Consider the following 13,614-nt stretch of genomic DNA (forward strand, 5'->3'; position numbering starts at 1 on the left):
CCTTACTTATTTCATAGCCTCTGCGGTATGAGCAACATAGAGATTCTGGATTGCCTCGATCTCGCCCAGACCTGCGATCTGGCAGTCTACGCTCTCGAACTTGCCGGATGCGTTGAACATGCTCTTCCAGGAATCGTCATCGTCGCCTGCCATGTCGTTGTTTGCATGGTCGCCTGCAACTACCATCAGCGGACGAAGTACAACCTTGGTGTAACCGGCCTCTGCAACTGCGTTAATCACATTCTCACATGCAGTATCTTCCGGCTCGCCCTCTACGGTTCCGATAAATACGTTCTCATATCCCAGATCCTTCATCTGTGCCTGCATCTGGCTATAGGAAATCTTTGCGGTATGGGAGGTACCATGACCCATGAATACAAATGCCACGCCATCCTCTTTTGCTGCGTCCAGAGTATCGAAACCAGCCGTCTTTACAGCCTCAGCAGTAATAGCCTCGGCAACAGCCTTCTTGTCTGCGTTGACTGCGGAAGCGTCTGCTCCAACCTCGCCCAGAAGCGGCTCAGCTACCTTTACAGACTCAAATTTATCCTTGTATGCGTCTACCGCCTCCATCAGCTCGTCGTACTCAGCGCCGTGCATCAGATGGGTCGGCTGTACTACCAGGTTCTTTACGCCGTTGGCAACTGCGCGATCCAGAGCCTGATCCATGTTGTCAATTGCCTCGCCGTCGCGGGCCTGGATATGGTTGATGATGATCTGTGCGGTAAAGGCACGTCTTACGGACCAGTCCGGATTTGCCTCTGCCAGAGCGTCCTCGATACCCTTGATATCAGCTACACGGCTGTCATTGAAGGAAGTACCAAAGCTTACTACCAGCAGCTCGTTCTCGCCGATCTCGTCCTGGTTTCTCGGATCATCCTTGGAAGCGTCTCCGGTGTCGCGTCCGAAGTAATCCGGGTCAGCGTTCTCGCCCTCTACCAGCTCCTTCTGAGCGTCTGTCAGAGCGTCCCATGCTTCCTTGGCTGCCTTACAGTCAGCGTCTGTGGTCTCTGTTCTCTCCTGAACATAGATCTTGTCAATCAGGGCTGCTACGTTGTCAGCTGCAGCCTGATCTGCGTCCGCGTCGTCTGCAGTCTCCTCTGCAGCGTCTGTGGTCTCTTCCGTAGTAGTAGTGTCTGCAGCCGGCGTCTCAGCCTTGCTGCCGCAGCCTGCCAGCATGGATGCTGTCAGAGTTGTTACACATAACAGTGTTACAAGTTTCTTTTTCATTTTCTTTTCCTCCTGCAAAAATTTTTCAGTTAAATGAAATTCATAAGATCAGAAGGAATCTGCTAAAAAATCCGACGATCCTGTGGATCGTCGGATTTTCAGTCGTCAGCTTTACATCTGTTCGCCCATCCACGCAAAACAGCGCTGCGCGGAACAGCTGTGTCTATACCCCATCTGGCACTATCAATCCTCGTGATCCGGAATCTTTCGACTCCATGCGCCGCAGTCTGGCAGGTCTCCTGGCTTACAGTACAAGCGCTGCTTATCGTCTTCCCGATGGCTCAGTGACGTATGATAAGCCGCTCCTGCATACAGTGACGAGATCGCGCAGGTCTCTCACCTGCTTCCCTATTCTCCGTTTTTTAACGGCACCAGCTGCTTCTTATTTGATTTCACATAACCTACACAAGCATTATAGCAGTCTTTCTGAAATAATCAACTGTTTTTCCGCTATTTTTTCTTCCTTTTTGCATTATTTCGCCCGTTTTTTCATAAATAACAGATAAGCGAGCAGCAATATGATACCTACCGGCAGAGAAATCAGCGCAGACTGGGTAAATCCTGCCACAATATAGGTAATAAAGGAAATCACTGCTACACTGACCGCATAGGGAAGCTGGGTGGACACATGGTTTACATGGTTACACTGGGCTCCCGCAGACGCCATAATGGTCGTATCGGAAATCGGGGAGCAGTGGTCGCCGCAGACAGCGCCCGCCATGCAGGCAGAGATGGCCACGGTCATCAACGCCGGATGGGTGGTCTGGAACGCGTCTACCACAATCGGAATCAGGATACCAAAGGTTCCCCAGGAGGTTCCGGTGGCAAAAGCCAGGAAGCATCCAACCAGGAAAATAATAGCCGGAAGCAGAGCAACCATACCCTGAGAGCTGCTCTTAATCAGATTAGCCACGAACTCCGCGGCGCCCAGGCTGTCTGTCATGGCCTTCAGGGTCCAGGCGAAGGTCAGAATCATGATGGCCGGAACCATGGCCTTGAAGCCCTCGGGAATGCAGTTCATGCACTCCTTGAAGCCCAGGACCTTACGGCTCACATACAGCAGAATCGTGATGACCAGGGCGAAAGCACTTCCGATGGCCAGACCGATGGACGCATCACTGTTGGAGAAGGCGGTCACGAAGTCCGCGCCGTCAAAGAAGCCGCCGGTGTAAATCATGCCGATAACACAGCAGATGATCAGGGAAAGAATCGGAATCAGCAAATCCTTTACGGAACCATTTCCCACGTTATCCAGGCCTTCTGCGTTGCCGTAAGGTCTGTCCGGCGTAGTAAACAGGTCGCCCTTCTTTGCGTTGTCCTCATGGACCTTCATGGAACCGAAATCAATGTTCAGAATTGCTATCGTAATCATCATAACGATAGTCAGAATCGCGTAGAAATTATAGGGAATCGCGCTGACAAAAAGCGCCAGTCCGTCCTCACCCTCTACGAAACCGGTTACAGCCGCCGCCCAGGATGAAATGGGGGCAATGATGCAGACCGGAGCCGCCGTGGCGTCGATGAGGTACGCCAGCTTGGCACGGGAAATATTGTGCTTGTCCGTCACGGGACGCATCACGCTTCCTACGGTCAGACAGTTAAAATAATCATCGATAAAAATCAGCACGCCCAGGGCTACGGTCACCAGCTGCGCGCCGGTGCGGGTCTTAATATGCTCGCTGGCCCACCGTCCAAAGGCCGCCGAGCCTCCGGCCCGGTTCATCAAGGACACGATGGCTCCCAGGATCACCAGAAACACCAGAATTCCCACATTGTAGCTGTCGGACAGAACGCCTACGATTCCATCCTCAAAGATGTGAAGCACCGTTCCCTCGAAGCTGAAGCCCGAGTAGAACAGGCCTCCCACCAGGATGCCAAGAAACAGTGAGGAATACACCTCCTTGGTAATCAGAGCCAGAACAATCGCTACTACAGGCGGCACCAACGCCCAAAAGGTAGCATACATAACAGGTACATAATCCATTTTTAAAATCTCCTTCCCTCGAAAACAGTCGAAAAAAAGACCGTGAGCACATACTTCCCGACTGTACTCACGGTCCGAACTTCCCCTTCGACCTATGATAGCTCTCCACAGTCCTGTGACAGTCTGACGCATATTCTGCGGCAGCCCAGAAACCCATCCTTCGGAACGGATGAATCCCTTCGGCGGTCTTCCCTTTCCCGGCTGACTGGTTCCGACCTTATGTCAACCGATACTCCTGAAGCCCCGCGCCTCTATCATTTTCTAAAATTGCCTATGTGGCTATCCTATCACGGAATGGGAGGAAGATCAAGTGTTTCTACTATTTCTCTGCAGGATAATGATCCCGTACTCCATCCAGCTTCTTGCTGCCAATCCGTACGTGGAAATTCGGATCTTTCGGAATATCCGGATTGATACCCAGATCCTGCGGAGCCAGGCATGCAACTACCTGCATGGGAATGATATACTCCCACGCGGAAAACAGCGGATCCTCTACAAAATCACAGAGCAGATACTTGTCACTATATTCCTCTACTCCCTCCGGAGATCCGATGAAGTAATTATGGGGTGTCCAATCGCTCAATATCTCTATCAGCTTTAATACACGGGGCTTGTAATCTCCCTTGGAAGCCAGATAGAAAATATGTGCGCTGTCTGTAATGGAATTGTAGATACCATGGAAAAATTCTTCAATATCATATCCGGTTACACCCTGACGGACAGTTTCCAGAACCTTTAAGGCTCCCTCCAGTACATCGGCATACATTCCATCGTATCCGACTACAATAATTCTCTTAGCCGGGAGGAATTCTTCCTTGATCCTGCCATACCATTCTGTTGCGGCCTTTGTCACATTTCCCAGGTTATCGATGACCTTATTCATTCTTTTCAGATAAGCATCTACAGTAGCCTGATCGGTAATGCCCTTGGCCAGAGCCAGCTCCGTCAGCATCATCATCAGCGTCACAGTAGTTCCTGCATAGCCCTTCGTTTTTGCTCCGCACTTTTCATTACCCACCTCAATCCGGGTTTTCGTATCCGCATGCTCAAAAACAAGTGCTGTGGGATTTTCAGACACTGCTGCTGTATACAGTCCTTCTGCAATAGCAGCGTCCAGGCCTTCTACTGTAGAAAGGCTTTGTCCACCCTGGGACATTCCGATCACCAACGTATTCTTATTGAATACCTTTTCGCTGCGTGCAAACTGTGTCGGATACATGCAGAACACCTTCCGGTTCAGCAGCTCTTCCAGATAATTCTTGGCAGAAAGTCCTGCATGATAACTGGTGCCTGAACCAAGCACATAGATCTGCTCAATATTTTTATCCTTAAAATATTCTACAAATTCCTTTGTGATCTCTTTTCTGTTCTCAATGATTCCTCTCAGAACAACCGGAGTTTCACAAATATAATCATACATTTTTGTCTTTTCCATTAGAAAATACCAATAACAGAACCAATAATTCCTACGATAATCATACCCCAGAGAATTGTGGTTGTCTTAATTCCTTTCTGTAATAATTTGTAAGTCCCGAGTGTCAGACACAACGGCAGGAATCCTGTAATAATCGCATCAAAGATATCCTGCACTACAATTTCCGCACCGGAAATTGTAAATACCAGCGGTGTGGAAAGTGATACCATGGACGCTGCCATAGAACCAACTACCACCAGACCCAGAATCTTTGCGGCCTCGGTTAACGCTGCAATTACGCCTCCCTGAGACAGGCCCGCCAGGAAATTTACACCACTCTTATAACCAATACGCAGTCCCTGATAACGCACCAGGAAATGCGGGATATTGTAGATAAGGAGGAACAGAATGGCACCTAAAATGCTTCCCTGTGCTGCCAGGCTGGCACCGATACCTGCACCGATAATACGGAAGGTTCCCCAGAAAAAGGAATCACCAATACCTGCCAGAGGCCCCATCAGTGCTGCTTTTACTGCATTGATAGATTCCTCATCACATTCTTCCCCTGCGTCCTTGGCCTTCTTGAATTTTTCCTCCATAGCAATTGCTGCACCTGTGATAAAGGATACAATAGCCGGTGTGGTATTGAAGATAGCCAGATGCCTCTTCAATGCTTCGGAAGCCTCTTTCTTATCCGGATACAGTTTCTTCAGAGCCGGAACCATCTGATAAGCAAAGCCTACATTCTGCATTCTTTCATAGCAGAAGCATGCCTGCAGCGGAAATGACCGCCAGAAGGTTTTCTTGAATACCTCCTTTGTCATAACAGTTTCTTCGGTTGCTGTTGTCTGATTCACGTTCTCTGCCATTACAGTTCACCTCCCAAATCATCAGATACTGCAGGAGCAGCTGCTTCTTCTGTTTTCTTATTTCCTGCATACTGGAAAATCACATAGGCAATTGTCGTGCCGATGACGGCTGCTCCTACGGTATTCACACCGAGAAGTGCTGTAATTGCCCAGCCCATGAAGAAGAAAGCTACATTCTTCTTGTTAAACAGAAGCTGCATCAGAATGGCAATTCCAAGTGCCGGAAGCATACCGCTGGCTACAGAAAATCCATTGATTACACTCTGCGGAATTTTATCAACAAATGCACTGATAACGGTAGACCCAAGCAGTGCACCGCAGAATACCAGCAGGAAATAAGCAACAAAGAACAGAATGGCGCCGCCCCAGAGAGCGCGGTCAATTCCTTTATAATCACCATTTTCTGCTGCCTTATCTGCCTGATGTACGAAGTAGCCATTGGCAGTTCTACAAAGAATACCTACCAGCTGTCCTAAGGTTGCAATGGGCAGTGCCAGGGCTACTGCTGCACTGACATCCAGCTTGGCACTGATGGCAAATACGGTAGCAAGAATACTTCCGGATACGGTGTCAGGCGGTGTGGCGGAACCAATTCCAACTACACCCATCATAACCAGCTCCAGAGAAGCTCCAATAATAATACCTGTCTGTAAATCTCCCAAAATCAGACCTACCAGTGGTCCAAGAACCAATGGCCGATCCAACATACACATTCCGAATACACGGCTGTCCCAAATACCGATACCGCCCAGAATACCAAGCAGTACTGCATGAATTATACCCATAACCTACACTCCTTCTTTTGAATCTCTCTGTTTCTGTTACCTTGCAAAACTTTTTCTGATATCTGCTGTGGTCAGGCGCTTCGATGTAGGATCTGCCTGCATCACAAGCTCAGCCCCTTTTTTCTCCATGCTGTCCATCACAGCGATATCATCTGCATCCATGTAAGAATTCATATCAATTTTTTTCTTTCCTTCTCCGCTTCGGAGTCCGCCCAACAATACATCCTTGATCGCTCCGTTTGTCCGATCGTACAGATATTCCGCATCCTTCATATCTTTGCAGATTACCATAATCGTACGTGCTGCATGCTTTGGGTTGTTGATCACTGCTACTGCTCCATCCAGAGATTTCATGGAAAGTGTTACCTCCGGCGGTGTGGCCAGTTTAAAAGCCATCTGCATGGTCGCATCTGTAATCAGCTTATCGTTTGCCACTACAATCGTGTCAATCTTGTAATAGTTTGTCCATGCCACGGCTACCTGTCCATGAAGAAGTCTATCGTCTACACGCAATACTTTAATCATCGTTTTCCTCCAATCTTACAGTTCCCCGTCATCACTGATGGATACGGGTTCTGCCTGCTGGTCATTGATCAGTATAATCGTATCTCTGGCTTCCGCCAAAGCTGTACGAATCTGCCTCAGATTTTCTTCTCTGTCATCCGTAAGTTCCAGCATAACCAGTGACACCAGCAATCCCAGATTCAGGCCGCTTACCAGATAAATCTCCGGATGCTCCGCCATAATTCCAATGGCTGCCTGTGTGGTACTGCCGCCCGGCAGATCTGTAATCAGAATTGTCGGCCAATCATTCTCAAAGGAAGCGATCGCATCATTCAGTTTTTGCTTCGTCTGTGCAATGTTTTCATCCATGGTAATGCTCAGCGCTTTCAAATTCTGAACTTCACCGAGAATAAATCTGCAGGACTGCGCAATTCCCTTGGAAAATTCCCCGTGTGTCAGTAAAACAATGTTCTTCATAAGCACCTCCTATAACTGTATATACATTTTACTATATGCTACTATACTTTTACCCTCTTGTCAATCCTATTTTTATATACTTTTAATAATTTTTATTCCATTTCCATTATTTATATCTGCCTTTTTTCTATCTCCCTTGACTTTTTTCATTTCCCCAGCTATCATAAGTATATACAAATATGTGTAAATATAGAAACAAGGAGATTACGATTGAAAAATTCACCGCGGTATCTTGCCATCGCACAGGATATCATCACTCAAATTCAGGAAGGAAAACTTCGCCCTGGTGATCAGATTATGACAGAGGCACAGCTGTGTGAAGAATACGTAGTCAGCCGTATGACCGTCAATAAAGCACTGACTACCCTGGTTACTAAAGGATTTGTGCGCCGTGTCTCCGGAAAAGGAACCTTCGTTCTGGACCAGCAGGTTACCAAATACATCGGAGCTGCCTCGCCCGGAAGCTTTTCCCGTGATATGGCTTCCATTCACACCAAGCCCGGTGCCATTCTGGTAGAATATCGTGTAGTCCGTGCTTCTGAATTTCCGTCTGTAGCTCAGCAGCTGGAGCTGCATGAAAATGATTTTCTGCACTATATCCATCGAATTCGTACCAGCGACGGGATCCGGATTGCTTTAAGTCACACTTATATTCCCTGCAAATATCTTCCTGCTGTTGATGTCTCTGCTTTGGAAGGATCCCTCTATGAATATCTGGATGAAACCTACCATGTACATCCCCAGGCACTGGATTACAGCTTTGCAGCCCTGCTTCCTACCAACCGGCAGAAGGAGCTGCTTCAGGTGGACTCCTGTGCCCTGTTAAAATCTTCCCACCGGAGTATTATCGAGACAGGGGAACTGTTCGAATATACAGAGACCTACTATGCGGGCAACCGCTTTACCTACAAATTTGCCCCACGTTAGGAACCAATGATTTTTTTATAAAAATAGAAGGAACTGTGAACCTGTATTTCTCATGCAGCTTCGCAGTTCCTTCTATTTTCATTTTTATAAATCAGCTATTCTGAAATTTCCCCTGCATAATTCCGCGCAAAGATTTCCTTTACCTCTTCCGGATCCTCTGTCTGTCCCAGCGCCCACATCATTTTCGTCACAATGGCTTCCGTGGTCATATCACGGCCCGGAATGACCCCACAGTCCAGAAGCTTGCGTCCCACCTCATAGAGGGACAGATCGCTCTTCTCATAGAGACACTGGCTGCACACCGCAATGCTGACCCCATGATCCGTCAGCTTCTTCAGCTTGGGAAGGAGGTTCCGCCGCTCAAAATGGGTGCCACCCGCGCCAAAGGCCTCGATGACAACGCCCCGGTACCCCAGCTCCAGCAGGCTGTCAAAAATCTCCGGCTTGGTTCCCGGAATCAGCTTCATCAGAAATACGTCCGTACAGAGCTTATTTTTCAGCTCAAAGGGAGCCGCCGCCTCTTCTCCCGTCCGGCTGTGCTCCAGGTGTACGCCGTCCGCATAGATTTTCCCGATATAGGGCGCGGAAATGCTTTCAAAGGCGTCAAAGCCCATGGTTCGCACCTTTACCGCGCGGCAGCCGCCCATAATCTTATCGTCAAAGGCCACCATTACCCCGCTCAGACCTGCGTCCACCGCCGCGAAGGCCGTCTGCAGGTTCCGCTTGGCATCGGTAAACATCTGGCCGATGGGAATCTGCGCTCCGGTCAGCACCACCGGCTTCGTCAGGTTCTGCAGCATATAGCTGAGTGCGGAAGCCGTATACGCCATGGTATCTGTGCCATGGGTGATGATGATACCGTCATAATCCGGCAGCGCCTCCGCCACCTGCTCTGCCATAAACTGCCATTCCTCCGGCTGAATATTGGAGCTGTCCAGATTCAGGATATCCCGGCTTTCGATCGCGAAGCCTTCCCGCAGCTCCGGCAGAAGTTCCAGAATTCCGTCTCCGGACATTCCCGGGGTCAGCCCCTCCTCTGAATGGGTACAGGCAATGGTTCCGCCTGTCGCCAGCAATAATACCTTTTTCATTCTCTTTGTTCCTCCTTACCCCTGCCAGGGTGCTGCCGCCCGGTCATGAAAATACAGTCGGTATTCCACACCGCTCAGTTCTTTATCCACAAAGGCTCTCGCTTTTTCCACATCCCGTTCCTTCAGGGCCTCCACCAGCTCCAGATGCGCTTCCATCGCCCCCACCGCATCCGCGCTTTTCCAGTCCCGCACCAGCACCCGGCGCAGCTTGTTCAGGGTTCCCTCCAGGGTAGAAATCAGATAGGGATTCCGGGACAGATAGACGACCGACATATGAAACTGCATATTCATGTCGCTGTACTGCCGGTAGGTGCCCTCCTTCATGGCCGCTATCTGCTTATGTACCTCCGCCTCCAGATGAGCCAACTCCTCTTTCCCCGCGTACTGGATCGCCAGCTCTGCGGAGGCCTTTTCCAGGATTCCCCGGAACTGAAACAGGCTCTGCAGCTCCGCCACCGAAAGCCCTCTGACCAGATAGCCCTTGTTGGGAATCTTGTCCAGGAATCCCTCCATACAGAGGTAATTCAGCGCCTCCCGGGACGGCGTCTTGCTGACACCGAACTTTTCCGAAATCTCCGCCTCGGTAATCATATCATTTTCCTCATAAACCCAGTTGATGATATCCTCCCGCAGGGCTTCGAGGACTTTTTCTGTCATAGACTGCCGTTTCGCCATAATGAGCCTCCTGTATCTTAAGTCTGCCTGTTGTTTTTGGAATATCAGTGATATATCACTGATATCTGTATCGTACACCCGGGGATTTCCTCTGTCAAGCAAAAAAGACCTTATCGTATCCATACGACAAGATCTTTTCTTTCTCTCTTTTACACCAGATGAACGATATCAATCAGCACCACAGCCACCAGGCCGTAATATACCACGATAGCCACCAGGTCGTTGATGGTTGTGATCAGGGGACCGGACGCCACTGCCGGGTCCACGCCCACCTTTTTGAAGAAAATCGGGGTCAGGGTTCCCACCAGGCTGGATACCACCATGGCGCCCACCAGGGACACGCCCACACAGGCGGAAATCATCAGGGAATAGCCCAGGGTGAAACCCTTGAACAGGTGGATGTACGCGCCCAGGAATACCAGGGCCATCACCGCCAGAATCGCGCCGTTGAAGAAGCCGATCTTCATCTCCTTGAACATAAGCTTCACCTTCTGTCCGGTGGTCAGGTTCTCATCCATCAGCACCCGGATGGTTACCGCCAGGGACTGGGTTCCCACATTGCCGGCCATATCCAGAATCAGGGACTGGAAGCACATGACGATGGGCAGCACCGCCACGACGGACTCAAAGACGCCCACCACAGCGGACACCACCATGCCGAGGAACAGCAGAATCACCAGCCAGGGCAGTCTTTTACGGATGCTCTCGCCTGTGGTCTCGTTTAAGTCCTCCTCGGCAGTCAGACCAGCCAGCTTCGCATAATCGTCACCCATCTCGTCATCTACCACCTCTACAATATCCTGGGCTGTGATGATACCGCCGATGCTCCGATCCTCCAACAATACGGGAATAGAATCCTCGGCGTAGTCCTTGATTTTCTCAATGCAGTCACTGATTTTCTCATGGTCCATGACGAACGGATAGGAACGGCTGATCAGATCCTCCAGCTCCACATGCTCTCTTGCGATGATCAGATCCTGCAGCTCGATGGCTCCGTAGTACTGCTCCTGCCGATCCACCACATAGATCGTGGAAATGTTATCATTTTCTCCGGCCTGACGCACCAGCTCCCGCATGGCCTCCCGGACGGTCAGATCGTTGTGAATCAGGATAAAATTGGTGGTCATATAACTACCGATCTCATCCTCGTCGTAGGACAGCAGAAGCCTGACATCTTCGCTGGCCTCTTTGTCCAGCATCCCCAGAATTTTACACTTTGTGTCGTCGTCCACTTCCTCCAGAATGTCTACCGCATCGTCGGAATCCATCTCGGAAATGACCTTGGCCTGCTGTTTTAAGGACAGCTCCTTCAGATAAATATCGCCGTCGTCCAGATAGGCGAAAATCTCCGCCACCCGCTCTGCGCCCAGGGCCGAGTACAGGCGCTTTCTCTCCTCAGGCGTCAGAAGCTCCAGAGCCTCCGCAATATCGTTATCATGGTAATCGAAGAGCCGGTCAATCAGCTCCTCCCGGGACAGGTTTCCCCGGATAATCGCAATCAGTTCCTCTACGTACTTTGTCATAGCCTACCTCCATTTGAGCCGCATTTTTCCAGAACCTTCCACCGGAAGCTTTCGAAAAATGACCGCAAAAAAACACCGCTTCAGATTTTCCAAAGCAGACTTAACGGTTACACGCTGTGAAGTCCGGACCTTACTGAATACGGTGTGAATCAAATGTCAATATAAAGCCAGCCATGACACGCAAAAGCATGCAGCTATTTTATGATTCCTAAGGGAATCTTCACGCACAGCTGCACGTTTTTGCCTGTCCTGTTCGCACCGTACTTTCTACTTCGTCCCGTACTATCGCAACTGTCCATGAAATTCACCTCCTGAAAATTAGAATTCATTTTGTTTCCTTTGTGAGTATAACATCAAAGAAGGGGGTATACAACCCCCTTCCTTAAAAACCTTCTCTTTTTTCGCTTTTACAGCTCCATGTGTTTCATTTCTTCCAGGAAATCCCGGATATAGGAAACTGCCAGATAGGACGGTACCATAAAGTCCGTTCCCAGCGCGCCCTGGAAGCCCATAGCCAGTGCCTTCACAGACGGATTCAGGGTGAAGAGCAGCAGAGTAATAAGGCCTGCCACCACCGCTGCGACGGCTCTCTTTATCCCTTCCGGGAGGCCATTGAAAAACGGCGTACCAATTACCGCTACCTCCGGAATTGCCTGATGATGTCTGCCCCATGTTCTTCCCTTTCCTGGTGGAGAATCGTGAATCCCTGATGAAGCATCTGGCTGCCCATCAGATTCCCCCCAAGGTTTACTGGCCTGTTCCTCCTTTTGTAAAGGTGGAGGAGTATCAATAGAATGTGTCCTATATAAAAAAGAATGTGCCATTGGCACATTCTCGCGCCGAGGCGCGGTTGCTTCAGCAACCATCTACCACTGCGCCGAGTGCGCATCTTTGCAAGCTCTGCTTGCTTTTATGGAATAGGGAATTCTATCGGAATTTCCTATTCCATAATAAAGAAAGAGCGGGGCTATCGCCCCGCTCTTTCTGCGTTCCTTTATCTATTCATAGGTTCCTTTTTTTACAACTTTTCCGTCTTTCATAAAGATCTCGCCGCCTGCCACAAAGGTATCCAGCGTCAAATCCGGTTCCCAAAGCAGAAAATCCGCATCCGCGCCCGGTCGAATTACGCCCTTCTCCGGCAGCAGATCCAGTCCTTCCGCCACCTGGCTGGTAGCATAGGGAAGCGCCTCCTCCAATGGCATTCCAAGCGTCTTCACCATATACAAAATCTCTTTTCGAATCGCGTCCACGCCGGATACACCAATCTCCAGAAGTGTACCATCCTCCGCATAGTTGGACCAGCTTCCGTGCCCGTCAGAGCTGATGGTGATATGCTCTGTGGGAAGTCCGCGCTTCTTTGCCTCCAGAATACAGTCACCCGGAGTCGTATGCATACAGCAGGTCAGATCCACATAACCGCCTTCCTCCAGCAGCTGATAGCCTTCCTCCAACAGTGCGTCATTGCGGTTTACATGAGTAGGGCGGAAGATCCGAACCGGAACGGAGCTTTCCCTAAGTGCCCGGAATACCGGCTTCAATCCCGCCTTGTCGTCACCCATATGCAGCGTCACCATGCCCGGCTTGCCACTGAGCATACCGGCCACCCTGGCCTTACTTGCAATCTGAATCAGTTCATCTTCTGTCACATTCGGCGCCCTGTGATCAGAAATCGCCAGTTTTACACCGAGCACCTCTTTCACAAATACGATATCCCGTTCGATTTCTCCCGTAATCGTCGGACTCGGATATCCGTAAGCGCCTGTCAGCATATAGGCGCTCACGCCCTCTTCACAGAGAGCTCTTGTTTTCGCATAGAGATTATCCACACTCCTTGTGATTCCATCGGTACCCAGAAGTCCTACCACCGTTGTGATACCGTTCTTCACCAGCTCTGAAAGCTGAAGCTCCGGCGTCCGCGTATGGAAGCTTCCTTCTCCTCCGCCTCCTGTAATGTGGACATGCTGATCGATAAGTCCCGGCGTAAGAAGCTTGCCTGCCGCATCCAACACCCGGCACTCCACCGGGAGTGCTCCGATCGTATCCTGAATCTGTTCAATCCTTCTGCCACAGATCAACACATCCTTTTTCCCGAGATATTCCGGAGCATAGACCTCTGCATTTTTCACCAATAACAT

13 protein-coding genes and 2 riboswitches are annotated in these 13,614 nt (G+C 49.9%); of the genes, 1 reads left to right on the forward strand and 12 read right to left on the reverse strand.

Annotation, left to right across the window (positions count from 1 at the left end; all coding sequences use genetic code 11):
• Positions 1-6: 6 nt before the first annotated feature.
• The 7 genes from ACTRC3_RS00160 to ACTRC3_RS00190 form a co-directional block, all read right to left on the reverse strand.
• Entirely contained in the window at positions 7-1,230 is a 1,224-nt protein-coding gene (locus tag ACTRC3_RS00160) for a sirohydrochlorin cobaltochelatase (RefSeq protein ID WP_178039721.1), read from the reverse strand.
• Positions 1,231-1,442: 212 nt separating this feature from the next.
• A riboswitch (cobalamin riboswitch) is annotated at positions 1,443-1,620 on the reverse strand.
• An 82-nt stretch (positions 1,621-1,702) separates the two neighbouring features.
• A complete protein-coding gene (locus tag ACTRC3_RS00165) occupies positions 1,703-3,214 on the reverse strand; it encodes a Na+/H+ antiporter NhaC family protein (RefSeq protein WP_440320670.1) in 1,512 nt (503 codons plus the stop codon).
• 90 nt (positions 3,215-3,304) lie between these two features.
• Positions 3,305-3,476, reverse strand: a riboswitch (Lysine riboswitch).
• A 57-nt stretch (positions 3,477-3,533) separates the two neighbouring features.
• Entirely contained in the window at positions 3,534-4,634 is a 1,101-nt protein-coding gene (locus tag ACTRC3_RS00170; RefSeq protein WP_440320672.1) for an SIS domain-containing protein, read from the reverse strand.
• 14 nt (positions 4,635-4,648) lie between these two features.
• Positions 4,649-5,497 carry a PTS system mannose/fructose/sorbose family transporter subunit IID gene (locus ACTRC3_RS00175; protein WP_440320674.1) on the reverse strand — a complete coding sequence of 283 codons (849 nt, stop codon included), beginning with the start codon at positions 5,495-5,497 and terminating at the stop codon, positions 4,649-4,651.
• Positions 5,497-6,282, reverse strand: a complete 786-nt coding sequence (locus ACTRC3_RS00180; RefSeq protein ID WP_440320675.1) for a PTS mannose/fructose/sorbose/N-acetylgalactosamine transporter subunit IIC — start codon at positions 6,280-6,282, stop codon at positions 5,497-5,499. Before ACTRC3_RS00180 ends, ACTRC3_RS00175 begins: the two co-directional genes overlap by 1 nt.
• A gap of 36 nt (positions 6,283-6,318) precedes the next feature.
• On the reverse strand, positions 6,319-6,807 hold the full coding sequence (locus tag ACTRC3_RS00185) for a PTS sugar transporter subunit IIB (protein WP_158361822.1): 489 nt from the start codon (positions 6,805-6,807) through the stop codon (positions 6,319-6,321).
• A 15-nt stretch (positions 6,808-6,822) separates the two neighbouring features.
• Positions 6,823-7,263 carry a PTS sugar transporter subunit IIA gene (locus tag ACTRC3_RS00190; protein WP_440320677.1) on the reverse strand — a complete coding sequence of 147 codons (441 nt, stop codon included), beginning with the start codon at positions 7,261-7,263 and terminating at the stop codon, positions 6,823-6,825.
• A 210-nt stretch (positions 7,264-7,473) separates the two neighbouring features.
• On the opposite strand from ACTRC3_RS00190, the gene ACTRC3_RS00195 reads away from it, so the two are divergent.
• Positions 7,474-8,190 carry a GntR family transcriptional regulator gene (locus tag ACTRC3_RS00195; protein WP_178039726.1) on the forward strand — a complete coding sequence of 239 codons (717 nt, stop codon included), beginning with the start codon at positions 7,474-7,476 and terminating at the stop codon, positions 8,188-8,190.
• A gap of 95 nt (positions 8,191-8,285) precedes the next feature.
• Here the strand turns inward: ACTRC3_RS00195 and ACTRC3_RS00200 are convergent, their stop codons facing one another.
• From ACTRC3_RS00200 to iadA, 5 genes are all read right to left on the reverse strand, one after another.
• The gene (locus tag ACTRC3_RS00200; protein WP_158361825.1) at positions 8,286-9,281 is read right to left on the reverse strand and encodes an asparaginase; all 996 of its coding nucleotides are present in this window, start codon (positions 9,279-9,281) and stop codon (positions 8,286-8,288) included.
• 15 nt (positions 9,282-9,296) lie between these two features.
• Positions 9,297-9,956, reverse strand: a complete 660-nt coding sequence (locus tag ACTRC3_RS00205; RefSeq protein WP_262670603.1) for a GntR family transcriptional regulator — start codon at positions 9,954-9,956, stop codon at positions 9,297-9,299.
• 149 nt (positions 9,957-10,105) lie between these two features.
• On the reverse strand, positions 10,106-11,479 hold the full coding sequence (gene mgtE, locus ACTRC3_RS00210; RefSeq protein ID WP_158361826.1) for a magnesium transporter: 1,374 nt from the start codon (positions 11,477-11,479) through the stop codon (positions 10,106-10,108).
• A gap of 407 nt (positions 11,480-11,886) precedes the next feature.
• Entirely contained in the window at positions 11,887-12,054 is a 168-nt protein-coding gene (locus ACTRC3_RS00215; RefSeq protein ID WP_262670604.1) for a hypothetical protein, read from the reverse strand.
• 423 nt (positions 12,055-12,477) lie between these two features.
• On the reverse strand, positions 12,478-13,614 hold the full coding sequence (gene iadA / locus ACTRC3_RS00220) for a beta-aspartyl-peptidase (protein ID WP_158361828.1): 1,137 nt from the start codon (positions 13,612-13,614) through the stop codon (positions 12,478-12,480).

The organism is Laedolimicola sp. (assembly GCF_051972735.1).
Taxonomy (GTDB): Bacteria; Bacillota; Clostridia; order Lachnospirales; family Lachnospiraceae; genus Laedolimicola; species Laedolimicola intestinihominis.